Origin of the sequence: Chryseolinea sp. H1M3-3 (assembly GCF_029360725.1) — a bacterium.
Taxonomy (GTDB): Bacteria; Bacteroidota; Bacteroidia; order Cytophagales; family Cyclobacteriaceae; genus Chryseolinea.
The window spans coordinates 751,964-772,181 of sequence record NZ_JARKMY010000001.1 but is presented as its reverse complement, the minus strand read 5'-3'; the positions used below and the strand labels follow the sequence as shown (position 1 = coordinate 772,181).

Sequence of the window (20,218 nt, the reverse complement as noted above, 5' to 3'; positions counted from 1 at the left end):
GGATGGATTACCAAAATGTCGTTTAGCTAACCAAGTTACAAGAAGATTTTGTTTTGTAATATGACGGAACAGCTTAATACTGCGTATGTCGCCGTATTCCTGCATCCTATCATTTTTTAACGCAGAAGCATGAGCTTGATGGAATGCCCACTGCTAAGTCTTCACAAATATAATTTATTCTCTTGGGGAACGGCTGGATCAAAAAAAGTCGCCTAGGACTTTAACGAATCCTTTCTTTAGTATTAAAGAAACCTAGTGAATAGTTAAATATGATACATTCTTTCGTAATACTCCTCAGCCATTCTTCCAGCGTCGAAGAAAGGAAGAACATCGGTCATGCTAGATTTAACTACTGCTTGCCAGCTATCCGGATGATCGTAGTACATTGGAATAATTTCTCTCTCTAACACATCGAGTAATTTCTGAGCTTCTATTTTATCCCTTGAGTCCTGTGTTAGTGAATCATCTGCAGTATCAATGATAAAGGAATTTTTTCCATGTTTCGCAAATTCCGGTACCCATCCGTCCGGGATAGAAAGGTTTACCGATCCATTCATGGCAGCGGTCATACCAGATGTGCCAGAGGCTTCGTGATAAAGTCTTGGATTATTCAACCAGAGATCCGATCCTTTTTTAAGATGGTCAGACAACCACAACTCGTATCCTGTTACAACGGTACAGTTAGGTAGATCTTTTGTCTTCCAATAGATTTCATTAAAGATATTAATTGCTCCATAGTCTTCTGGATAGGGTTTGCCCGCCCAAATAATTTGTATGGGATAATTTTTGTTTTGAACAATTTTTAGAAAACGGTCATAATTAGCCATCAGCAAATTTGCGCGCTTGTATGCAGCAAACCTCCTTGCCCATACCAAAGTGAGCACGTTCTCATCAAAGAGCTTTCCGGTCTGATTGGCAACAACACGGAAAAGCTTTCGCTTCATTTCTTTTTTGCGTTTTATCATCCCTTGTTCGTCGCTGTTTTTTAAAGCGTTTTCAAGAACAGGGTCCTGCCAATAGATTTTATTTTGTGCATTAGTAATCGCTATGATCTTGCAAATGTTTTTGTAAGTACCCCACATTTTATTGGCAACATCTCCATGAAGTTGAGAAACACCGTTTGCAATTTTCGCAAAGCGTAGGGCTGTAAGCGTGTAATTTAATACGCCACCTTCGGGCTGGACGAACTCATTGACCTGTTGTAATGTAACACCGTCAAAGAAACTCATGCTGTTAAGTAAGGGAATGCTATGCTCTTCATTTCCCGCTTTCTCCGGCGTATGGGTTGTGAACACTACCCGTTTTTTTACTTCATCAAGGTCTTTATATTTATTGAGCAGATAAAAACACATAGGCAGGGCGTGGCCTTCATTCATGTGATAAATTTCCGTCTCACGCTTGAGTACATCCAATAACTTTGCGCCTCCGGTACCCAGTAATATGGACTGCGCAATGCGTGTGGTTTCATTGGGATCGTATAAACGATGGCTAATGGTCTGCGCCAAATAATCATTTTCAGGAATGTCCGTGCTTAGCAGAAATAGGGGAGCAGAATTAAATACTTCTGGTTTTAGCAGATAAGCTTTGACAAAAACTTTAGCACCGTGGATGGTGATAGGAAAAACGATATGGGTATCTGTCAGAAAAGAATAGTCCTTATCCCGAAAACTAACCCGCAACGTTTGGTCCTGATTTCGTTCTTGATCGTAATAGCCTTTCTTCCAGAGTATGCCAATGCCGATTAGATTTTGTTTTAGTTCATAAGCGCTACGCAGGTGGGACCCGGCCAGAAAACCAAGACCTCCACTATATATTTTAAGAGGTTGGTCGACGGCAAACTCCATAGAGAAGTAGGCGACGGGCTTTGAATATTTCTTATTGAATTTATATGAAAACAGTTCGTTGATATTAATCATAGTGAAAGATAAAAGCCCAAACGTAGTAAAAGGCAGCCAATAGAATTGTATCAATTTCCATTGAATCTTACAGGAATATGTGCAAACGATTGATGAATAGGATAACCGTTATACAAAAGATTCAAGACTTAAGAACAGTTGTTGAAGGGAGCGAAAATTAATTTTGTCGTCTAAAACCCATTCCAAACTTCCTTGAGTTTGTCGTACAGCAACTGTGTGTTGACTTGCTTCCGGTGTGATGGAGAATCCCTTTCGCTCAAAGGCATTCTTGGTCCAAAGAAACTCGTGGCCGGAACCTTCGATCTTGATGTTTAAACCGCGATACGGCTCGTGCTGAACCTTGCCTGTCTTTAAATCGAAACCCTTGAATTGAAAAATGAAATCGAAAGTACCATCGAGCACAAGATCTTCAGGGATACCCGTAATTATTTTTTTATCCTGCCCCGCCAGCCAGATTAAATCAGCAGTTTGAAGGGCTAAGTCAAGTTCATGCGTAGAGGCTAAAATTGCTTTCCCGTAATTATGAGCAAGTCGACGCAACAAGTTCATGATTTCAAGGCGGTTGTTTAAATCAAGATGAGCCGTTGGTTCGTCTAACAATATGATGGGGGTATCTTGAATAACGGCTCTTGCAATCATTACCATCTGAATTTGTCCGTCACTCAATTCATGCAGCTTCTTATCTTTTAGATGCTCAATCCGTGTTTCTTTAAGTGTCTCCTTTATTATTTGGATGTCCTCTGTTGAAAGCCTTGCTGCCCAGCCCAAGTATGGGTATCGCCCAAAGGACACAACATCACTCACGGTCATGTTCACTGCTGTAATACGATCTGTGAGTACCACAGCCAGATGATGAGGAAGTCCGTCTGCGGAACTTTTTATTGTTTTTGAGTCAAGATTGTTAAACTTAATTGTGCCTGATAAAGGACGTTGGAGTCCGGCGAGCGTTCGGATAAGAGTAGATTTTCCAATTCCATTTTGCCCCATGAAACAAACCAATTCACCTGCCTTTAACTTCAGATTGAGATTCTCCAATAAAATATTAAAACCATCGTGACGATTAGTGTAGCCTACCGTTAAGTCAATTGTCTCAATACAATTCATAAAAGTATCTGTACTCATATTATATAGAGATACGTTTCGACTTAAGTACAATCCAGATAACGACCGGCGCGCCAATCAAGGCAGTAATGGCATTGATGGGTAAGACATACTTACTTCCAGGCAATTGGGCGATGATATCGCAAAACAGCATCAGTATTGCTCCGCTGAGCATAACAGCAGGCAAAAGCACTCGATGATTGTGAGTCTTAATGATCAGTTTAGTCAAATGTGGTACAGCTAGACCGACAAAGGCGATTGGCCCGCAAAAAGCAGTAACACCCCCTGTTAAAATAGAGGTTGATAGAATGATAAAAAGTCTGGAGCGATTTACATTTACACCAAGGCTGCGCGCATAATTGTCACCCAGCAACCAGGCATTGAGCGCTTTAACAGATAGAAGCCCTACAAGGGCACCTAACACAAGTACTAACGTCAATATTTGTATTTCACTCCAACTCAAACTTCCCAGACTCCCAAAAGTCCACAAGAGATAAGCTTGTTGATCCTCGGCCTCGCTTAGAAATTGCAAAACACTCACCAAAGAGGCAGTCGCCGCGCCCATCATTAGTCCTATAATTAATAATGAGGTATTGTCGCCTAACCTTCGTGCAATAAATAATACAATGAGAAACACGGCGCCCGCGCCTATACTTGAGGCGATTACAATTGTCCATGGGTTGGGGTCAGAAAAAAATCGGATACCTGCCGCTTGTCCCATTAATAATAAGGAGACGGCCAGACTAGCCCCCGAGCTTAAACCTAGTACATCAGGTCCGGCTAATGCATTCCGAAATAGTGTTTGCATTTGCAGACCCCCTATGGATAGAGCGCTCCCAGCCAACACACAAGTCAAGGCCTTTGTGATTCTAAAATTCCAAATAATGTCGGCGTAAATAATATTGGAAGCCTCATTCCCCGCTAGTATGTTTAAGATATCACTAACAGGGATACTAACACTGCCCAACCCGAGGTTGAGAATGAAAAGCAACAGCATTAGACCAGAGAGGGCAGCCCAGTGCATGTAACGAGTTAATTTCATAGCCTGATTGCTTGGCGGCAATGATACGTCATTTTCTTTTTATCTTTCTCCATGTTAGCTCCATGATAGCTCCATGTTAGCTCCATGTTAGCTCCAAGGTGGTCCATCCTCCTTCGTATTTTTCGAAATAGCACGTCAGAAAAGTATCGATTCCTAAAAATTTTGAAATCGACACTTGGTAACTATGCATTAGTTCCTATCTTTGCAGTCCTTTTCGCAGAATGAATGTGAAAAGTCCTGAAAAACAGCATAAATAGGTTCAGCCATGCCTGGAATTATAGGAAAAAAAATAGGAATGACCAGCGTATTCAGCCCTGATGGGGAGAGTATCGCATGCACGGTAATCGAAGCAGGTCCTTGTGTGGTAACGCAAGTAAAAAATGAAGAGACAGACGGATACCGGGCTGTTCAACTTGCTTTTGGCGAGAAAAAAGAAAAGAATACTTCAAAGGCAGCTATCGGCCACTTTAAAAAGGCTAATACTACTCCTAAAAGAAATGTCGCCGAGTTCCGTGATTTCCGTAAGGAATTTGATGGTTTGGTTGAGCTGGGAAAAGAAATCCGGGTTCAGGATGTTTTTGTCGAAGGTGACTTTATAGATGCCATCGGTACGTCAAAAGGTAAGGGATTCCAAGGTGTCGTTAAGCGCCATAATTTTGCCGGTGTCGGTGGTCAAACCCACGGCCAGCACAATAGGCTTCGCGCTCCCGGTTCTATGGGTAACGCGTCATTCGCGTCTCGTGTTCCGAAGGGCAAGCGCCTTGGAGGTCGTATGGGTACTGACCGTGTGAAACTTGCCAACCTTAAGGTTGTGAAGATCCTTCCAGAACAAAATGTAATTATTGTTAGTGGCTCCGTCCCGGGCGCCAAGAACGCAACTGTAATCCTTCAGAAATAATGGAAGTAGCAGTATTAAAATCAAGTGGTGAGGCAACTTCAAAGAAAGTAAATCTTTCTGATAGCGTATTTGCTATCGAGCCGAACGATCACGCAATTTATTTGGATGTAAAAAGTTACTTGGCTAATCAACGCCAGGGAACACACAAGTCAAAACAACGTAACGAAATCTCCGGGTCTTCCAAAAAACTGAAGAAACAAAAAGGTACTGGTGGAGCTCGTGCGGGTAATATTAAAAATCCTCAGTTTAAAGGAGGTGGACGGGTTTTTGGTCCAGTTCCTCGGGATTATTCCTTTAAACTTAATAAAAAAGTAAAAGATCTGGCGCGTAAGTCAGCCCTTAGCTATAAAGCAAAAGATAATTCAATTGCCATCCTGGAAGACTTCAATTTTGATGCTCCCAAGACAAAGCAATTTGTAGCCCTTCTAAAAGCTCTTTCAGTAGCTGATAAGAAAACACTTTTTGTACTTGCTGAAGCAAACAAGAATGTGGTCTTATCGGGAAGAAACATTGAAAACTCAAAAATTACAACTGCTGATCAGATCAACACTTTTGATGTGATGAATGCGGATAATATAATTTTTGTAGAAAGCTCGATAAGCAAGGTTGAAAACCTATTAAATAAAGAGTAATGAGTATCCTGAAAAAGCCTTTAGTAACGGAGAAAGTTTCTGCCTTAAATGAAAAAGGCAAATACGGCTTTATCGTTGACACCGATGCAAATAAGGTTGAGATTAAAAATGCCGTAGAGAAACAATATGGTGTAAATGTAGAGCAAGTTAACACCATGGTAGTAATGGGTAAAAAGAAGACCCGTTATACCAAGGCCGGAGTTTTGGCTGGTCGCAAACCTAGTTACAAGAAAGCAATTGTAACGCTTGCTGCTGGTGAAGTAATCGATTTTTATAGCAACGTATAATTTTGAGCCATGGGGTTGAAAAAATTAAAACCGGTAACAGCAGGTACGCGACATAGAATGGCGCCGTCGTTCGATGATATTACATCATCAACGCCTGAAAAGTCCTTGTTGACCACATTAAAGAAATCCGGTGGAAGAAATAGCAATGGACGGATGACCATGCGCTACATTGGTGGTGGCCATAAGCAAAAAAGCAGGACCATCGATTTTAAGCGTGATAAAGTTGGAGTCCCCGCTACGGTAAAATCAATAGAGTACGATCCTACACGTTCTGCTCGCGTTGCGCTTTTATTCTATGCTGATGGATCGAAAACATATATCCTTGCGCCGGAAGGCCTGAAGGTAGACCAGCAAGTTGTATCTGGGGCTGACGTAGCGCCGGAAGTAGGAAACGCGCTTCCTCTTGCTAAGATACCATTGGGTACTATCGTACACAATGTTGAAATGAAACCAGGAAAGGGTGGCGCGATTGCAAGAAGTGCTGGAACCTTTGTTCAGTTGTTGGCTCGCGAAAATGGCGTTGCCACTTTAAAGATGCCCTCAGGTGAGATGCGCAACGTACTGGATGTATGCATGGCCACTATTGGAACCACTTCTAATGCCGACCACATGAACGAAAGTGTTGGAAAGGCAGGACGTAGTCGCTGGAGAGGTGTTCGTCCCCGTACCCGTGCCGTTGCAATGAATCCTGTTGATCACCCGATGGGTGGTGGTGAAGGTCGTGCTTCTGGAGGACATCCAAGATCACGTAACGGTCTTTACTCCAAAGGTAAAAAGACACGCCATCCGAAGAAGTATTCAGATCGTCTAATCATAGCTAAGAGGAAAAAATAATGGGACGCTCGATAAAGAAAGGACCGTATTGTGACTTCCGAGTTTTAAAGAAAGTCGAAGCCACAGAAAAATCAGGTAAGAAGTCAGTTATCAAAACCTGGTCAAGAAGATCAACAGTTGTACCCGAAATGATAGGTCATACGTTCGCTGTACACAATGGAAATAAATTTATCCCTGTATATGTAACAGAGAATATGGTAGGGCATAAGTTAGGTGAGTTTGCACCTACCCGCACATTCCGTGGACATTCAGGAAACAAGAAAGATAACGCTAAGTAATATGGAGACTGTAGCGAAAAAGAAAAAAGGATCAGTGGCAAAGCGCGAGAAGCGCGATGCCAGAAAGGACGCTGCAAAAGTAGGTCCTTCAGTAGCAAAGTTGAAAAACGTTCCCACTTCTCCTCGGAAGATGAGATTGATTGCTGATCTGATAAGAGGCGAGCGCGTAAGCAAAGCGCTCAATATTTTAAAGTATGAGCCAAAGGTTGGTGCACCTAAATTGGAAAAACTGTTGCTCTCCGCAATTTCCAGTTGGGAAGCTAAAAATCAGGATGTAAAGCTTGAGGAAGCTGACCTTTACGTAAAAGAAATCTGGGTAGATGGTGGCCGTGTTCTTAAGAGATTAAGACCTGCACCCCAAGGAAGAGCGCACAGAATCAGAAAACGTTCAAACCACGTAACGCTGGTTGTGGCAAGTTTAAAGAATAGCGACGGTTCAGAAGTTACAATAGCAGAAAAAGAAACGAAGGAATAAATGGGACAAAAGATTAATCCTGTAGGTTTTAGATTAGGCATCGTGCGAGGTTGGGACTCCAACTGGTACGGTGGCAAGACCTTCTCTGATAAATTGGTTGAAGACCAGAAAATCAGAAAATATGTTGAAGCCCGCATTCCAAAGGGCGGTATTGCAAAAGTTGTAATCGAAAGAACACTAAAGCGCATTACGTTGACCATTCACACCGCCCGTCCCGGCGTTGTAATTGGGAAAGGCGGAAATGAAGTTGATAAGATTAAAGAAGAATTAAAGCAGCTTACTAATAAGGATGTTCAAATCAATATTTTTGAAATTAAACGTCCAGAATTAGATGCTAAACTTGTAGGTGAATCGATCGCTCAGCAAATCGAAGCCCGTATTTCATACAAGCGAGCGATGAAGCAAGCAATTGCCTCGGCTATGAGGGTAGGTGCAGAAGGTATTAAAATAAAAGTTTCCGGACGTTTAGCGGGTGCCGATATGGCTCGAGCCGAACAATATAAAGAAGGACGGATTCCTTTGCACACACTTCGTGCTGATATTGATTACGCTATCTCGGAATCACAAACGGTGTACGGAAAAATCGGTATCAAAGTATGGATCTTTAAAGGTGAGATCTATGGCAAACGCGATCTTTCTCCTAATGTTGGTGTGGTAAGCAATGCTCAGCAAGGGCCAGGTCAGCATAAAGGTGGTGGAAATGAACGTGGTGGAGACAGAGGTGGTCGCAGACGAGGGGGCGACGGCGGTGGTAGAGGCGAAAGACGCGGTGGTGGCGGCGGAGATAGACGCGGTGGTGGTGAAAATCGTGGTCAAAGAAGATAATTATTTCGAAAGCAAAAAGATAGGTAACCATGTTACAGCCTAAACGAACGAAATTTAGAAAAATGCAAAAGGGCCGTGTTAAAGGGATGGCCACACGAGGTCATACCATAGCATTTGGTTCATTTGGATTAAAAGCACTGGAAGGCGGATGGATTACTGCCAGGCAATTGGAAGCAGCCCGTATCGCTGTTACACGTTTCATGAAACGTGAAGGTCAGGTATGGATTCGCATTTTCCCAGATAAACCCATCACAAGAAAGCCTGCGGAAGTACGTATGGGTAAGGGTAAAGGAGCTCCTGAATATTGGGTAGCGGTTATTAAACCAGGAACCATTCTTTTCGAAGCAGGCGGTGTAAATATTGCCACTGCGAAAGAGGCGTTACGCTTAGCAGAGGGTAAGTTGCCAATGAAAACAAAGTTTACGATTAAGCGCGACTACGTAGAATAATAGAGTCATGAAAAATTCTGAAATAAAGGCTTTGAATGTAGCCGAGCTCACCGAAAAAGTAGCCAGCGAAAAGGAAGCTTTCCGCAAGTTGCAATTTGCTCATCAAGTTTCGGCTATTGAGAATCCGATGAAATTACGTGAAGCCCGAAAGCTCGTCGCAAGGCTGAAAACTGAATTAAGAGCTAAGAACATTAAAAAATAATTCCTCATGGAAAGGAACGATAGAAAAGAACGGATCGGAAAGGTGACAAGCAATAAAATGCAAAAGACAATTACTGTTGCCGTTGACAGAAAAGTGAAACACCCGATCTACGGTAAATTTGTAAACAAGACTACAGCGTTTAAGGCGCATGACGAAACCAACGCTGCGGGTATCGGAGATACTGTGCGCATCATGGAAACCCGTCCACTGAGCAAAGATAAACGTTGGAGATTAGTTGAAATAGTTGAAAAAGCGAAGTAATCATGATACGCACCGAATCCAGACTAACAGTAGCCGACAACAGCGGAGCCAAAGAAGTTCTTTGTATGCACGTTCTTGGCGGAACAAACAGACGTTATGCGTCTGTGGGAGATAAAATTGTTGTCACTGTTAAGTCAGCAATGCCTACCAGCCAAGTAAAGAAGGGAACTGTTTCCAAGGCTGTTGTGGTTAGAACAACAAAAGAAGTTAGAAGAAAGGACGGATCTTATATCCGTTTCGAAGATAATGCAGCTGTACTTCTCAATGCTCAGGACGAACCTCGTGGCACCCGGATTTTCGGTCCCGTCGCTCGCGAACTTAGAGAAAAGCAGTTTATGAAAATTGTTTCATTGGCCCCCGAAGTAATCTAAGCCATGGAGAAAAAGAAGAATTCAAAAACAAAATTGCATATCCGCAAAGGCGATACCGTGATGGTTATTGCTGGCGATGACAAAGGCAAGTCTGGTAAAGTGCTCGAAGTATTGATCGAGAAAAACCGTGCGGTAGTCGAAGGAATCAATATTGTAACAAAGCATACAAAACCATCTGCTGGGAAACCTGAAGGTGGTTTGAAAAAAACAGAAGCAGCGCTTCATGTCAGCAATTTAAAACTTGTTGATCCAGCCAGTGGTAAACCTACTCGCGTTGGTCGTAAGTTAAATGACAAGAACAAATTGCAGAGGTATTCCAAGAAAACAGGAGAATTTATTAAGTAATGGCAACTCCAAGATTAAAGGACAAATATGTGAAGGAAATTGTCCCTGCTTTGAAGCAGAGATTTTCTTACAAGTCTATTATGCAGGTTCCCAAAATTGAGAAGATCTGCATTAACAAAGGTATGGGTGTAGCGGTAACCGATAAGAAACTTATCGACGTCGCCTTAGAGGAGATCACCACGATAACAGGTCAAAAATCTGTATCTACCAAATCTAAAAAGGCGATTTCGAATTTTAAATTGAGAGAGAACATGCCTATCGGCGTGCGGGTTACACTTCGCGGTGATAAAATGTATGAGTTCATGGACAGGCTGATGAACATCGCCCTTCCCCGGGTTCGTGACTTCCGCGGTGTATCTGGAAAAGGTTTTGATGGTCGTGGAAATTACACCTTAGGTGTTAAAGAACAGATCATTTTTCCTGAGATCTCGATAGATAAAGTGAATAAAATTAGCGGTATGGACATCACATTTGTGACGACTGCTAAAACAGATGAAGAAAGCTTAGAGCTCCTGAAAGCATTCGGGATGCCATTTGCAAATAAAAATTAAGAATAAGCATGGCTAAATTAGCAGTAATAGCAAGGCAAACTAAAAGGGAAAAACTCGTCGCCATACACGCGGCAAAGCGTAAAGCATTGAAGGAAGCTGGTGACTACCAGGCTTTGGATAAGCTTTCCCGCAACGCATCTCCCGTAAGATTAAAAAACCGTTGCAAACTCACGGGCCGTCCCAGAGGTTACATGGGTAAATTCGGTGTATGCCGTAACGTATTCCGCGAGATGGCCTCTCACGGAAAAATTCCTGGCTTGACAAAAGCAAGCTGGTAGTATATAAAATATTGGTTGCTGAGTATCAACGTCTCCCCTAAGGGAGAAACCTGATAACAGTTTGGATAATTGAAATTGTTCGATATCTTTGCAGCCCGGTTTAAAAAACGCGGGCTTGCTTTTTTAATAGAAAGGAGAAAAAGATGACTGATCCCATAGCAGACTACTTAACCCGGTTACGGAATGCGATAAAAGCAAACCACCGCGTAGTTGAAATCCCCGCTTCAAATCTCAAAAAAGAGATTACAAAAGTTCTTTTTGATAAGGGCTATATCTTGAACTATAAGTTTCAAGAAATAACCAGCAGCCAAGGCGTCATAAAGATTGCTTTGAAGTACAACCCCGAAACAAGAGAATCAGCGATAACCAGGCTTGAAAGAATAAGTACTCCGGGTTTACGGAAGTATGCAAATACAAGTTCAATGCCCCGCGTTATGAATGGCCTCGGCGTTGCAATTCTTTCGACATCAAAGGGTGTTATTACCGATAAGGAAGCAAGGTCGCTGAACATCGGAGGAGAAGTATTGTGTTACGTTTATTAATATAAGAATGTCACGGATAGGTAAACAACCAATAACAATTCCATCAGGCGTAACTTTTAACTTCTCAAAAGAGAAGAATAAAGTATCTGTAAAGGGACCTAAAGGAGAATTGCATCAGACGATTGATCCTGACTTCACCATCAAACAGGAAGATGGTAGTGTCCTAGTAGAACGGCCAACTGATCAGAAGCGTCATAAAGCTATGCATGGACTTTACCGTGCTTTGATAGCAAATATGGTGCATGGAGTTTCGAAAGGATACAAGCACCAATTAGAATTGGTCGGTGTTGGTTATAAAGCAAATGCGCAGTCTAATGTTATTGAGCTTAGCTTGGGATATTCACATAATGTATTTCTAGCGGTTCCATCTGAAATAAAAGTTCAGACGGTTCAGGAGAAAGGTTCAAATCCTACCATTATTCTTGAAGGAATTGATAAACAACTTATAGGGCAAGTAGCCGCTAAGTTGAAAGAACTCAGAAAAGTTGAACCTTACAAAGGAAAAGGTATCAGGTTCACTGGTCAATACGTGCGCAGAAAAGCTGGTAAAGCTGCTGCGAAATAGTAATAGAAAGTAATGGTGCAAAGTGTTTGCATCATGTGGAAAACATAAACAAGCATCATAGAATAAAAAAAGGATCTATGGCAGGCAAGAACAGAGAACGAAGAGAGCGAATTAAGAAAGGTGTTCGCAAGAAAATAAGCGGAACGACAGAGAAACCAAGGCTATCTATTTTTAGAAGTAACACTGGGCTCTACGTTCAAATTATCGATGACTTGAAAGGTGTGACAGTGGCGTCTGCATCAACCCGTGAACTGGGAGAAAAGGCAAAACTTAACATCGGGGATTCCAAGAATGTTGGTAAGAAGATCGCCGAAAAGGCATTGGCTTCAGGCATTCAGTCAATTGTTTTTGATCGCAACGGATACCTTTATCATGGGAACATCAAAGCTTTTGCTGAGGGTGCTCGTGAGGGTGGTTTAAAATTCTAAGAACTGAAATATGTCAGTAAGCAATATCAGTACAGTAAAGGCAAGCGAAATCGATCTTAAAGAAAGAGTGGTTGCCATTGAACGTGTAGCAAAAGTTGTTAAAGGAGGTCGCAGATTTAGCTTTGCCGCCATAGTCGTCGTAGGCGATGGTAATGGCGTGGTTGGCTACGGCCTTGGTAAAGCCAATGAGGTGACCGATGCTATAACAAAAGGAATTGATGATGCAAAAAAGCATCTGGTTAAGGTTCCTATTATTAAGGGAACTGTTCCTCATGAATCAATTGGAAAATTTGGTGGCGGCCTGGTATTGTTAAAGCCTGCTTCGCCTGGAACTGGCGTTATTGCTGGTGGTGCGATGCGTGCCGTATTGGAAAGTGCTGGCGTTCATAATGTATTGGCTAAATCTAAAGGATCATCAAATCCTCACAACGTGGTAAAGGCTACATTCAAAGCGCTTACTTCAATGAGAGATGCCTTCTCGATTGCAAAGAATAGAGGAGTTCCTTTGTCTAAAGTATTTAATGGTTAATAACTATGGCGAAAGTACAGATCACCCAAAAAAGAAGCACCATTAAAAGACCTGAGAAGCAAATCAGAACGATTAAAGCCTTAGGCCTAGGTAAAATAAATAGAACCGTAGAAGTAGAGCTTACACCTCAGATTTCCGGGATGATTTCTAAAGTGAATCATTTGATTACCGTAAAAGAACTTTAAAATGAAGTTGCATACATTAAAACCTGCGGAAGGTTCAGTAAAAACGAATAAGAGACTCGGACGTGGTCAAGGTTCTGGTGGAAGTACTGCTGGACGTGGACATAAGGGTGCTCAATCAAGATCTGGTAACTCTAAGAAATCTGGTTTTGAAGGTGGGCAAATGCCTCTTCAGAGAAGAATTCCGAAATTTGGTTTTAAAAACAATAACAAGGAATACTTCAAAGCTGTAAATCTGGATGTTTTAGAAGGATTGGCCGCCAAAGTAAACTCCGATGCGCTTAGCCTGCAGGTATTGGTAGACAACGGTATCGTCGGCAAAAATGATAAGGTGAAAGTTTTGGGAAGAGGTGAGTTGAAAGCTAAAGTGAATGTGGAAGCACATGCATTTTCAACTACAGCAATACAGGCAATAGAAAAAGTAGGTGGTAAGACCACAACGGTTAAATAATGAAGCGTTTCTTTCAGACCATAAAGAACATATTTTCCATTGAAGACCTAAGGGTAAGAATCCTGAATACAATAGGATTTTTAATCATCTTCAGATTGGGTTCTTTTATTGTCCTACCGGGCATTGATCCTAATTTATTAGATCCTGAGAGAAACTCGAGTGGAATATTAGGTTACCTGAATAATTTCCTGGGTGGAGCATTTAACAATGCGTCTATCTTCGCGCTTGGTATCATGCCGTATATTTCGGCATCTATTATTGTGCAGCTTTTATCCTTTGCGGTTCCATATTTCCAGAAACTGCAAAAGGAAGGTGATTCAGGAAGAAAAAGATTGAATCAGTATACACGGGTATTAACAATATTTATCACGGTATTTCAAGGTTATAGCTATTTGAAAGGAGCTATTGATCCTGTGGTGATAATTAATCCCGGCACGTTCTTTTATATTTCTTCTGTGGTTATTCTGATTGCCGGGACCATGTTTTGTATGTGGCTGGGTGAAAGAATCACTGACAAAGGAATTGGTAATGGGATTTCGATGTTAATCATGATTGGAATCGTTTCAAGATTACCATTGGCATTAGTTTCGGAAGTGACAGATAAATTCCCTGGAAAGGCAATCTTCTTTATAATCGAGTTATTTGTGTTGTTTGCTATCGTAGTGGCCGTTATTGCACTTACCCAAGCAACGCGCAGAATCCCGATTCAATATGCGAAACAGGTAATCGGCAATAAACTGTATGGTGGTAAAAGAGATTTTATTCCATTAAAGTTGAATTCTGCCGGTGTTATGCCAATCATTTTTGCGCAAGCATTGATGTTCTTCCCTGCGTTGATCGCCGGGATTTGGAGAGATAGCGATGTAGGGGCTTATATCGGTTCAACTTTTTCGGATCCGTATTCATGGCAGTACAGCCTTTTGTTCGCCATAATGATTTTGATTTTCACATTCTTTTATACAGCGATTACCATCAATTCCAATGATATCGCTGATAATTTGAAGAGAAATGGTGGGTTTGTTCCAGGGGTAAAACCAGGCAAGCAAACTGCAGAATTTATAGATACTGTTTTATCAAGAATTACTTTGCCAGGCGCGATATTCTTGGCAGCCATTGCGGTGCTTCCGGCATTTGCAGTAACTGCCGGGGTAGGTCAAAACTTCGCTCAATTCTTCGGTGGCACTTCTTTATTGATTTTGGTTGGGGTGGTACTGGATACCCTTCAGCAAATCGAGAGCTACCTGTTGATGAGGCACTATGAAGGTATGATGAAGTCAGGAAGAGTAAAAGGACGTTCTCAATTTGCTGCGGCTTAAAAGCTGAATGGTCTACTTAAAGACTGAGGAAGAGTTATCAATAATCCGTGAAGGGTCCCAAATTTTGGGTAAAGCTCATGGTGAAGTTGCCAAGCTAATAAAACCTGGTATAAAAACTTCTAAGCTCGATGTGGTAGCTGAGGAATTTATCCGGGATCATGGCGGGTCTCCATCGTTTAAAAACTACAATGGATTTCCGGCATCGCTTTGCATCTCTGTAAATGATGTAGTGGTTCATGGTTTCCCAGGAAACTACGAGTTACGGGAGACGGATATTATATCGATTGACTGTGGTGTATACTACAAAGGTTATCATAGTGACTCTGCTTACACGTATCCGTTAGAGGGTACAAACGCAGAAACACTGTTGCTGCTGGAGAGAACGTACGAATCGCTCTTTAGAGGAATAGACCAGGCTAAAGCAGGTAATCGGATAGGTGATGTTAGTTTCGCCATTCAGAGTTATGTGGAGAGCTTTGGTTACGGTGTAGTCCGGGAACTGGTAGGACACGGGGTTGGTAAAAAACTTCATGAAGATCCAGAGGTTCCAAACTACGGTAAGCGGGGTAAAGGACCTAAAATTGTTCCGGGGATGGTGTTCGCAATTGAGCCCATGATTAACCGGGGAACAAAGAATGTGGTTCAGGAAAGAGATGGTTGGACAATACGAACATCAGATCGGAGACCTTCGGCACATTTTGAGCACATGGTAGCGGTGAAAGAGAACGAAACAGAAGTATTGACAACGCACAAGTATATAGAGGAAAATTATTCATATAAGTGGCGAAGCAAAAGTCAATAGAGCAAGACGGTACGATTTCAGAAGCATTATCCAACGCAATGTTTCGCGTTCAATTGGAAAATGGTCATGAAGTTTTAGCGCACATTTCAGGTAAAATGAGAATGCACTACATCCGCATTTTACCTGGCGACAGAGTAAGACTAGAGATGTCGCCTTATGATTTAACAAAAGGGAGAATTGTATTTAGATACAAGTAACAACGAAGATGAAAGTTAAAGCATCCATAAAAAAGCGCAGCGCTGATTGCAAGATTATCAGACGCAAAGGTAAACTGTATGTGATTAACAAAAAGAATCCAAGATTTAAACAAAGACAAGGTTAACATACTATGGCACGTATAGCTGGTGTAGATATTCCGGATAACAAACGCGGTGAAATTGGTTTGACGTATATTTTTGGTATTGGCCGTAGGTCAGCCCAGGAGATACTTTCCAAAGCCGGTGTGAATTTGGACAAGAAGATAAGGGATTGGAATGACGAAGAGTCCAATGCCATTCGTGCGATCATCGCGGAGAAATTCCGTATTGAGGGTGCACTAAAATCTGAGATTCAGTTGAGCATTAAGCGGCTTATGGATATCGGATGCTACCGTGGACAACGCCATAGAAAGGGATTACCCGTTCGTGGACAAACTACCAAAAACAATGCGCGTACTCGTAAGGGTAAACGTAAGACGGTAGCAAACAAAAAGAAGGCAACTAAAGGTTAATAGATAAACTTTTCAATAATGGCGACTGCTGAAAAGAGAAAAGATAAAGCGAAAAAACGCGTGGTGAATGTGGAGGCTGTAGGCCAGGCACATATTCGCGCGACATTCAATAACATTATCATCTCAATGACGAATTCAACCGGACAGGTAATATCCTGGGCATCGGCTGGTAAGATGGGATTTAAAGGATCAAAGAAGAATACTCCCTATGCAGCTCAGGTAGCCGCCCAGGAGTGTGCGACAAAAGCCTTTGAATTTGGTTTACGGAAAGTAGAGGTTTTTGTGAAGGGGCCAGGGGCTGGACGGGAATCGGCTATTCGTACGATCCAAGGCTCAGGTATCGAAATCACTGCAATACGTGATGTGACTCCGTTGCCTCACAATGGATGTCGCCCTCCTAAGAAAAGAAGAGTTTAATAATTGATGAATTACGATTGGCGATGATGATTGAAAGATCAAAATCTAAAATCTAAAATTTAATAATCTACAAAATAGAATGGCACGATATACAGGCCCCAAAGTTAGAATCTCTAGACGCTTTAACGAACCTATTTTAGGTGACAATAAAGCACTTCAGAAGAAGAACTATGCGCCAGGCCAGCATGGTCGCGGTAAAAAACGTAAACAATCTGAATACGCTACACAGCTTGCTGAAAAGCAAAAAGCAAAATACATATACGGTCTGCTGGAGAGACAATTCGCAAAGTTGTTTGATACAGCGTCCCGCAAAAAAGGTATTACCGGTGAAGTTCTTTTACAGTTGCTGGAATCCAGGTTGGACAATACTGTATACCGTCTTGGTATCGCCCCAACACGCAGAGCAGCCCGTCAGTTGGTGTTACATAAGCACATCTTGGTAAATGGAGACGTAGTTAATATCTCTTCGTTTTCATTGAAACCTGGTGATCTTGTTGAGGTCCGTGAACGTTCTAAGTCACTTGAAGTGATTACCAACAGTTTGTCAACGCAAGGCGCTAAGAAGTATAATTGGTTGGAGTGGGATAACAATGGGATGATAGGTAAACTTATAAATCTGCCTCCCCGTACAGATATACCAGAAAACATCAATGAGCAACTCATTGTTGAATTGTACTCAAAGTAATTTTAACAGTTAATAACATCCATATGTCAATATTAGCATTTCAAATGCCAGAGAAGGTAGCGATGGAAAAGGCAGATGATTTTCACGGCCTTTTCACGTTTAAGCCTCTGGAAAAAGGATACGGAGTAACCATTGGTAATGCATTAAGACGCATTCTGCTTTCTTCATTGGAAGGTTATGCGATAACAGGAATTAAAGTCCCTGGCGTCCTTCATGAATTCTCCACCATTGAAGGTGTTGTTGAAGATGTAGCAGAAATAATTCTCAATCTGAAGATGGTTCGATTCAGAAAGATTGCTGACAATTTCGATAGCAAAATCACAGTTAGCATAAAGAAACAAAAACAATTTAAAGCAGGTGATGTAGCTAAATTCACTTCTGCTTTTGAAATTCTGAACCCTGAACATGTAATATGTAATTTAGATGAGTCAGCGCATTTTGAAATTGAACTTACGATAGAAAAGGGACGGGGTTATCTTCCTGCCGAGGAAAACAAACCATCTGAACAAGTATTTGGATTTATTCCTATCGATGCCATCTTCACACCTATTAAGAATGTGAAATATAGCGTTGAGAATACCCGCGTTGAACAAAAGACTGACTACGAAAAACTCGTTGTAGATATTGAGACTGATGGTTCTATCCATCCTGAGAAAGCTTTGGAAGGCGCTGCTTATATTTTGATTAAGCACTTTGCATTGTTCTCAGACAAATCAATGGAATTAGAAACCGGTAAAGATGCCGAAGTTGAGCAAGTGGATGAAGAAATGTTGCACATGCGCAAGTTATTAAAGAGCGCATTGCATGATCTTGATCTTTCAGTTCGCGCATATAACTGCTTGAAAGCCGCTGATGTGAAAACACTAGGAGATCTGGTTCAGCTCGAGATTTCTGATATGATGAAGTTTAGAAATTTCGGTAAAAAATCACTGGCAGAATTAGAACAATTGGTAGCGGAAAAGAATCTGACCTTCGGAATGGATCTTTCCAAGTACAAACTTGATGAGGACTAAGAAATCATGAGACACGGTAAGAAAGTCAATCACCTGGGAAGGAAAGCTGCGCATAGACACGCGTTGCTCTCTAACATGGCTTCCTCGCTTATTCTTAATAAAAGAATTACGACCACAGTAGCGAAGGCCAAAGCTTTAAGAAAATATGTGGAGCCTTTGCTTACAAAGGCAAAAGACGATACAACGCACTCAAGACGTACCGTATTTTCTTACCTGCAAAATAAAGAGTCCGTTAAGACACTTTTTGGAGAAGTAGCTTCTAAAATTTCGGATAGACCAGGAGGTTACACACGCATCATTAAATTAGGAGACGTTCGCGTTGGTGACAATGCTGAAATGTGCCTGATAGAATTGGTGGACTACAATACCTTGTACACTAAGGAAGGTGTTGCTAAGAAAGCCAAGACCCGCAGAAGCCGCAGAGGCGGAAAGAAAGCCGGCGAAACCGAAGAGGCTGAAACAACTGCAGAAGCTCCAGCAACAGGTGAGCCAAAAGCTGAGAAGAAAGCCAAAGCACCGGCAAAGAAAGCGCCGGCAAAGAAGGCCGCTCCTAAAAAGGCAAAAGAATAGTGTTTGAAGAAATCATAATACAGGTAAAGGGATTGAACATTGTTCAATCCCTTTTTTATGACCAAACGATAACGAATAATTTATAATCGTCTGTAACTTTACGACCCCGAAGAATTACTAAAAATGATTATGCATAAAAAAGCTTACCTACTGTTAGAAGATGGTTTCCTGATTGAAGGGATCGCTATTGGGAAAATCGGTACTTCGGGCGGTGAAATATGTTTCAATACGGGTATGACGGGATACCAGGAGATCTATACTGATCCTTCATACTATGGACAGATCATTGTTAATACGACCGCTCATATTGGTAATTATGGTGCGTTAGATGAGGAACAAGAGTCAGACAAACCCAAAATTGCTGGATTGGTGGTGAACGATTTTGCACAGGAATTTAGCCGTAAGTCCGGAAAAGAAAGCCTGCAGCAATATCTGGAACGTACAGGTGTTGTCGGAATATCAAATGTTGATACACGGATGCTGGTTCGATACATTCGGAGTAAGGGTGCAATGAATGCCATCATTTCCTCCGAACTTTCTCCTGAACAGCTCAAGGAAGAAATAAAGAAAGTGCCTTCAATGGAAGGACTTGAGCTCTCCTCTAAAGTTACTACCAGGGAAGCCTATTTTGTTGGCGATCCAAATGCATCCATTAAGGTTGCAGTATTGGATCTTGGTATTAAGAAAAGCATTATCGAGAACCTAGCCAGCCGGGGATGTTATTGCAAGGTTTTTCCAGCCAAAACATCTTTCGATGAAATGGCTGCGTGGGAACCCGACGGATATTTTATTTCCAATGGTCCTGGCGATCCATCAACCATGGGTTACGCAATTAACACCGTGAAGAAAGCTGTAGAGACCAAACCGGTATTCGGAATTTGTCTAGGGCATCAGTTGCTTGCACTCTCTAACGACATTTCAACATATAAAATGCATCATGGCCACCGAGGGTTGAACCACCCGGTGAAAAATATTTTGACGGGACGCGGAGAGATGACCTCTCAAAATCATGGCTTTGCAGTAAGTGAAAAAGACATTGCAAACAACCCGAACGTTGAAGTAACGCATGTTCATTTAAATGACAATACGATTATGGGCATTCGGGTAAAGGGTAAGAACGCTTTTTCGGTTCAATATCACCCTGAAGCTTCACCCGGACCTCATGATTCCCGATATCTCTTCGATCAGTTCTTGGATATGATACGGGCTGAAGTGCGCGATCGGCAAAAAGTAACTAACTAACCTTTAACAATCCATAAATAAA

At 41.8% G+C, this 20,218-nt stretch carries 33 protein-coding genes; 30 read left to right on the top strand and 3 right to left on the bottom strand.

Translation table 11 applies throughout. From position 1 onward, the window contains the following. Positions 1-263 precede the first annotated feature (263 nt). From glgP to P2W71_RS03280, 3 genes are all read right to left on the bottom strand, one after another. On the bottom strand, positions 264-1,916 hold the full coding sequence (gene glgP, locus P2W71_RS03290; protein ID WP_276366973.1) for an alpha-glucan family phosphorylase: 1,653 nt from the start codon (positions 1,914-1,916) through the stop codon (positions 264-266). A gap of 108 nt (positions 1,917-2,024) precedes the next feature. Next, entirely contained in the window at positions 2,025-3,038 is a 1,014-nt protein-coding gene (locus P2W71_RS03285; RefSeq protein WP_276366970.1) for an ABC transporter ATP-binding protein, read from the bottom strand. A 1-nt stretch (position 3,039) separates the two neighbouring features. Further along, positions 3,040-4,059 (bottom strand): iron ABC transporter permease, encoded by a 1,020-nt coding sequence (locus tag P2W71_RS03280; RefSeq protein WP_276366968.1) that lies wholly within the window; start codon positions 4,057-4,059, stop codon positions 3,040-3,042. 265 nt (positions 4,060-4,324) lie between these two features. Here P2W71_RS03280 and rplC point away from each other — a divergent pair, with 265 nt between their 5' ends. From rplC to carA, 30 genes are all read left to right on the top strand, one after another. Further along, positions 4,325-4,957 carry a 50S ribosomal protein L3 gene (gene rplC / locus P2W71_RS03275; RefSeq protein ID WP_276366967.1) on the top strand — a complete coding sequence of 211 codons (633 nt, stop codon included), beginning with the start codon at positions 4,325-4,327 and terminating at the stop codon, positions 4,955-4,957. After that, positions 4,957-5,589 carry a 50S ribosomal protein L4 gene (rplD, locus tag P2W71_RS03270; RefSeq protein ID WP_276366966.1) on the top strand — a complete coding sequence of 211 codons (633 nt, stop codon included), beginning with the start codon at positions 4,957-4,959 and terminating at the stop codon, positions 5,587-5,589. The genes rplC and rplD overlap by 1 nt, the downstream gene beginning before the upstream one ends. After that, positions 5,589-5,876, top strand: coding sequence for a 50S ribosomal protein L23 (gene rplW / locus P2W71_RS03265; protein WP_276366963.1), 288 nt, complete (start codon positions 5,589-5,591; stop codon positions 5,874-5,876). The genes rplD and rplW overlap by 1 nt, the downstream gene beginning before the upstream one ends. Positions 5,877-5,885: 9 nt before the next feature. Beyond that, positions 5,886-6,710 (top strand): 50S ribosomal protein L2, encoded by an 825-nt coding sequence (gene rplB, locus P2W71_RS03260; RefSeq protein WP_276366962.1) that lies wholly within the window; start codon positions 5,886-5,888, stop codon positions 6,708-6,710. Then, positions 6,710-6,988 carry a 30S ribosomal protein S19 gene (rpsS, locus tag P2W71_RS03255; RefSeq protein WP_276366961.1) on the top strand — a complete coding sequence of 93 codons (279 nt, stop codon included), beginning with the start codon at positions 6,710-6,712 and terminating at the stop codon, positions 6,986-6,988. The genes rplB and rpsS overlap by 1 nt, the downstream gene beginning before the upstream one ends. Before the next feature lies 1 nt (position 6,989). Then, positions 6,990-7,463: a 50S ribosomal protein L22 gene (rplV, locus tag P2W71_RS03250; protein ID WP_276366960.1), complete on the top strand. Its 474-nt coding sequence runs from the start codon at positions 6,990-6,992 to the stop codon at positions 7,461-7,463. Continuing rightward, positions 7,464-8,288 carry a 30S ribosomal protein S3 gene (rpsC, locus tag P2W71_RS03245; protein ID WP_276366959.1) on the top strand — a complete coding sequence of 275 codons (825 nt, stop codon included), beginning with the start codon at positions 7,464-7,466 and terminating at the stop codon, positions 8,286-8,288. Positions 8,289-8,317: 29 nt separating this feature from the next. Then, positions 8,318-8,737: a 50S ribosomal protein L16 gene (rplP, locus tag P2W71_RS03240; RefSeq protein WP_276366956.1), complete on the top strand. Its 420-nt coding sequence runs from the start codon at positions 8,318-8,320 to the stop codon at positions 8,735-8,737. Positions 8,738-8,744: 7 nt separating this feature from the next. Further along, a complete protein-coding gene (gene rpmC / locus P2W71_RS03235) occupies positions 8,745-8,939 on the top strand; it encodes a 50S ribosomal protein L29 (protein ID WP_276366952.1) in 195 nt (64 codons plus the stop codon). Positions 8,940-8,945: 6 nt separating this feature from the next. Next, entirely contained in the window at positions 8,946-9,200 is a 255-nt protein-coding gene (gene rpsQ, locus P2W71_RS03230; protein WP_276366950.1) for a 30S ribosomal protein S17, read from the top strand. 2 nt (positions 9,201-9,202) lie between these two features. Further along, positions 9,203-9,571, top strand: a complete 369-nt coding sequence (gene rplN / locus P2W71_RS03225) for a 50S ribosomal protein L14 (RefSeq protein WP_276366947.1) — start codon at positions 9,203-9,205, stop codon at positions 9,569-9,571. 3 nt (positions 9,572-9,574) lie between these two features. Beyond that, positions 9,575-9,916: a 50S ribosomal protein L24 gene (rplX, locus tag P2W71_RS03220; protein ID WP_276366944.1), complete on the top strand. Its 342-nt coding sequence runs from the start codon at positions 9,575-9,577 to the stop codon at positions 9,914-9,916. Next, positions 9,916-10,467: a 50S ribosomal protein L5 gene (rplE, locus tag P2W71_RS03215; protein ID WP_276366943.1), complete on the top strand. Its 552-nt coding sequence runs from the start codon at positions 9,916-9,918 to the stop codon at positions 10,465-10,467. Before rplX ends, rplE begins: the two co-directional genes overlap by 1 nt. Positions 10,468-10,475: 8 nt before the next feature. Continuing rightward, entirely contained in the window at positions 10,476-10,745 is a 270-nt protein-coding gene (rpsN, locus tag P2W71_RS03210; protein WP_276366942.1) for a 30S ribosomal protein S14, read from the top strand. A 143-nt stretch (positions 10,746-10,888) separates the two neighbouring features. Continuing rightward, positions 10,889-11,287 carry a 30S ribosomal protein S8 gene (rpsH, locus tag P2W71_RS03205; RefSeq protein WP_276366939.1) on the top strand — a complete coding sequence of 133 codons (399 nt, stop codon included), beginning with the start codon at positions 10,889-10,891 and terminating at the stop codon, positions 11,285-11,287. Between the two features lie 7 nt (positions 11,288-11,294). Then, positions 11,295-11,852, top strand: a complete 558-nt coding sequence (rplF, locus tag P2W71_RS03200; protein ID WP_276366936.1) for a 50S ribosomal protein L6 — start codon at positions 11,295-11,297, stop codon at positions 11,850-11,852. Positions 11,853-11,929: 77 nt separating this feature from the next. Beyond that, positions 11,930-12,280 (top strand): 50S ribosomal protein L18, encoded by a 351-nt coding sequence (gene rplR, locus P2W71_RS03195; protein ID WP_276366933.1) that lies wholly within the window; start codon positions 11,930-11,932, stop codon positions 12,278-12,280. A 10-nt stretch (positions 12,281-12,290) separates the two neighbouring features. Then, on the top strand, positions 12,291-12,809 hold the full coding sequence (gene rpsE / locus P2W71_RS03190; RefSeq protein WP_276366930.1) for a 30S ribosomal protein S5: 519 nt from the start codon (positions 12,291-12,293) through the stop codon (positions 12,807-12,809). Between the two features lie 5 nt (positions 12,810-12,814). Beyond that, on the top strand, positions 12,815-12,994 hold the full coding sequence (gene rpmD, locus P2W71_RS03185) for a 50S ribosomal protein L30 (RefSeq protein WP_276366928.1): 180 nt from the start codon (positions 12,815-12,817) through the stop codon (positions 12,992-12,994). Position 12,995: 1 nt separating this feature from the next. Then, entirely contained in the window at positions 12,996-13,442 is a 447-nt protein-coding gene (rplO, locus tag P2W71_RS03180) for a 50S ribosomal protein L15 (RefSeq protein ID WP_276366926.1), read from the top strand. Beyond that, entirely contained in the window at positions 13,442-14,758 is a 1,317-nt protein-coding gene (gene secY / locus P2W71_RS03175) for a preprotein translocase subunit SecY (RefSeq protein ID WP_276366923.1), read from the top strand. The genes rplO and secY overlap by 1 nt, the downstream gene beginning before the upstream one ends. A gap of 7 nt (positions 14,759-14,765) precedes the next feature. Then, positions 14,766-15,560, top strand: coding sequence for a type I methionyl aminopeptidase (gene map / locus P2W71_RS03170; protein ID WP_276366920.1), 795 nt, complete (start codon positions 14,766-14,768; stop codon positions 15,558-15,560). Continuing rightward, on the top strand, positions 15,539-15,757 hold the full coding sequence (gene infA, locus P2W71_RS03165; RefSeq protein ID WP_073141607.1) for a translation initiation factor IF-1: 219 nt from the start codon (positions 15,539-15,541) through the stop codon (positions 15,755-15,757). The genes map and infA overlap by 22 nt, the downstream gene beginning before the upstream one ends. A gap of 8 nt (positions 15,758-15,765) precedes the next feature. Beyond that, positions 15,766-15,882 carry a type B 50S ribosomal protein L36 gene (ykgO, locus tag P2W71_RS03160; protein WP_073141609.1) on the top strand — a complete coding sequence of 39 codons (117 nt, stop codon included), beginning with the start codon at positions 15,766-15,768 and terminating at the stop codon, positions 15,880-15,882. Between the two features lie 6 nt (positions 15,883-15,888). Beyond that, entirely contained in the window at positions 15,889-16,269 is a 381-nt protein-coding gene (rpsM, locus tag P2W71_RS03155; protein ID WP_276366916.1) for a 30S ribosomal protein S13, read from the top strand. Positions 16,270-16,287: 18 nt separating this feature from the next. Beyond that, positions 16,288-16,686: a 30S ribosomal protein S11 gene (rpsK, locus tag P2W71_RS03150; protein ID WP_276366914.1), complete on the top strand. Its 399-nt coding sequence runs from the start codon at positions 16,288-16,290 to the stop codon at positions 16,684-16,686. A 79-nt stretch (positions 16,687-16,765) separates the two neighbouring features. Then, complete coding sequence (rpsD, locus tag P2W71_RS03145) at positions 16,766-17,371, top strand: 30S ribosomal protein S4 (RefSeq protein ID WP_276366912.1); 606 nt, start codon at positions 16,766-16,768, stop codon at positions 17,369-17,371. A 23-nt stretch (positions 17,372-17,394) separates the two neighbouring features. Further along, complete coding sequence (locus P2W71_RS03140; RefSeq protein WP_276366909.1) at positions 17,395-18,384, top strand: DNA-directed RNA polymerase subunit alpha; 990 nt, start codon at positions 17,395-17,397, stop codon at positions 18,382-18,384. A 6-nt stretch (positions 18,385-18,390) separates the two neighbouring features. After that, positions 18,391-18,954, top strand: coding sequence for a 50S ribosomal protein L17 (rplQ, locus tag P2W71_RS03135; RefSeq protein WP_276366906.1), 564 nt, complete (start codon positions 18,391-18,393; stop codon positions 18,952-18,954). Between the two features lie 129 nt (positions 18,955-19,083). Next, positions 19,084-20,196, top strand: coding sequence for a glutamine-hydrolyzing carbamoyl-phosphate synthase small subunit (gene carA / locus P2W71_RS03130; RefSeq protein WP_276366904.1), 1,113 nt, complete (start codon positions 19,084-19,086; stop codon positions 20,194-20,196). Positions 20,197-20,218: the final 22 nt, after the last annotated feature.

What these genes read in the sequence shown, in the direction of transcription:
- glgP (WP_276366973.1), bottom strand. Translation starts at nt 1,916, where the DNA reads ATGATTAATATCAACGAACTGTTTTCATATAAATTCAATAAGAAATAT.
- P2W71_RS03285 (WP_276366970.1), bottom strand. Translation starts at nt 3,038, where the DNA reads ATGAGTACAGATACTTTTATGAATTGTATTGAGACAATTGACTTAACG.
- P2W71_RS03280 (WP_276366968.1), bottom strand. Translation starts at nt 4,059, where the DNA reads ATGAAATTAACTCGTTACATGCACTGGGCTGCCCTCTCTGGTCTAATG.
- rplC (WP_276366967.1), top strand. Translation starts at nt 4,325, where the DNA reads ATGCCTGGAATTATAGGAAAAAAAATAGGAATGACCAGCGTATTCAGC.
- rplD (WP_276366966.1), top strand. Translation starts at nt 4,957, where the DNA reads ATGGAAGTAGCAGTATTAAAATCAAGTGGTGAGGCAACTTCAAAGAAA.
- rplW (WP_276366963.1), top strand. Translation starts at nt 5,589, where the DNA reads ATGAGTATCCTGAAAAAGCCTTTAGTAACGGAGAAAGTTTCTGCCTTA.
- rplB (WP_276366962.1), top strand. Translation starts at nt 5,886, where the DNA reads ATGGGGTTGAAAAAATTAAAACCGGTAACAGCAGGTACGCGACATAGA.
- rpsS (WP_276366961.1), top strand. Translation starts at nt 6,710, where the DNA reads ATGGGACGCTCGATAAAGAAAGGACCGTATTGTGACTTCCGAGTTTTA.
- rplV (WP_276366960.1), top strand. Translation starts at nt 6,990, where the DNA reads ATGGAGACTGTAGCGAAAAAGAAAAAAGGATCAGTGGCAAAGCGCGAG.
- rpsC (WP_276366959.1), top strand. Translation starts at nt 7,464, where the DNA reads ATGGGACAAAAGATTAATCCTGTAGGTTTTAGATTAGGCATCGTGCGA.
- rplP (WP_276366956.1), top strand. Translation starts at nt 8,318, where the DNA reads ATGTTACAGCCTAAACGAACGAAATTTAGAAAAATGCAAAAGGGCCGT.
- rpmC (WP_276366952.1), top strand. Translation starts at nt 8,745, where the DNA reads ATGAAAAATTCTGAAATAAAGGCTTTGAATGTAGCCGAGCTCACCGAA.
- rpsQ (WP_276366950.1), top strand. Translation starts at nt 8,946, where the DNA reads ATGGAAAGGAACGATAGAAAAGAACGGATCGGAAAGGTGACAAGCAAT.
- rplN (WP_276366947.1), top strand. Translation starts at nt 9,203, where the DNA reads ATGATACGCACCGAATCCAGACTAACAGTAGCCGACAACAGCGGAGCC.
- rplX (WP_276366944.1), top strand. Translation starts at nt 9,575, where the DNA reads ATGGAGAAAAAGAAGAATTCAAAAACAAAATTGCATATCCGCAAAGGC.
- rplE (WP_276366943.1), top strand. Translation starts at nt 9,916, where the DNA reads ATGGCAACTCCAAGATTAAAGGACAAATATGTGAAGGAAATTGTCCCT.
- rpsN (WP_276366942.1), top strand. Translation starts at nt 10,476, where the DNA reads ATGGCTAAATTAGCAGTAATAGCAAGGCAAACTAAAAGGGAAAAACTC.
- rpsH (WP_276366939.1), top strand. Translation starts at nt 10,889, where the DNA reads ATGACTGATCCCATAGCAGACTACTTAACCCGGTTACGGAATGCGATA.
- rplF (WP_276366936.1), top strand. Translation starts at nt 11,295, where the DNA reads ATGTCACGGATAGGTAAACAACCAATAACAATTCCATCAGGCGTAACT.
- rplR (WP_276366933.1), top strand. Translation starts at nt 11,930, where the DNA reads ATGGCAGGCAAGAACAGAGAACGAAGAGAGCGAATTAAGAAAGGTGTT.
- rpsE (WP_276366930.1), top strand. Translation starts at nt 12,291, where the DNA reads ATGTCAGTAAGCAATATCAGTACAGTAAAGGCAAGCGAAATCGATCTT.
- rpmD (WP_276366928.1), top strand. Translation starts at nt 12,815, where the DNA reads ATGGCGAAAGTACAGATCACCCAAAAAAGAAGCACCATTAAAAGACCT.
- rplO (WP_276366926.1), top strand. Translation starts at nt 12,996, where the DNA reads ATGAAGTTGCATACATTAAAACCTGCGGAAGGTTCAGTAAAAACGAAT.
- secY (WP_276366923.1), top strand. Translation starts at nt 13,442, where the DNA reads ATGAAGCGTTTCTTTCAGACCATAAAGAACATATTTTCCATTGAAGAC.
- map (WP_276366920.1), top strand. Translation starts at nt 14,766, where the DNA reads ATGGTCTACTTAAAGACTGAGGAAGAGTTATCAATAATCCGTGAAGGG.
- ykgO (WP_073141609.1), top strand. Translation starts at nt 15,766, where the DNA reads ATGAAAGTTAAAGCATCCATAAAAAAGCGCAGCGCTGATTGCAAGATT.
- rpsM (WP_276366916.1), top strand. Translation starts at nt 15,889, where the DNA reads ATGGCACGTATAGCTGGTGTAGATATTCCGGATAACAAACGCGGTGAA.
- rpsK (WP_276366914.1), top strand. Translation starts at nt 16,288, where the DNA reads ATGGCGACTGCTGAAAAGAGAAAAGATAAAGCGAAAAAACGCGTGGTG.
- rpsD (WP_276366912.1), top strand. Translation starts at nt 16,766, where the DNA reads ATGGCACGATATACAGGCCCCAAAGTTAGAATCTCTAGACGCTTTAAC.
- P2W71_RS03140 (WP_276366909.1), top strand. Translation starts at nt 17,395, where the DNA reads ATGTCAATATTAGCATTTCAAATGCCAGAGAAGGTAGCGATGGAAAAG.
- rplQ (WP_276366906.1), top strand. Translation starts at nt 18,391, where the DNA reads ATGAGACACGGTAAGAAAGTCAATCACCTGGGAAGGAAAGCTGCGCAT.
- carA (WP_276366904.1), top strand. Translation starts at nt 19,084, where the DNA reads ATGCATAAAAAAGCTTACCTACTGTTAGAAGATGGTTTCCTGATTGAA.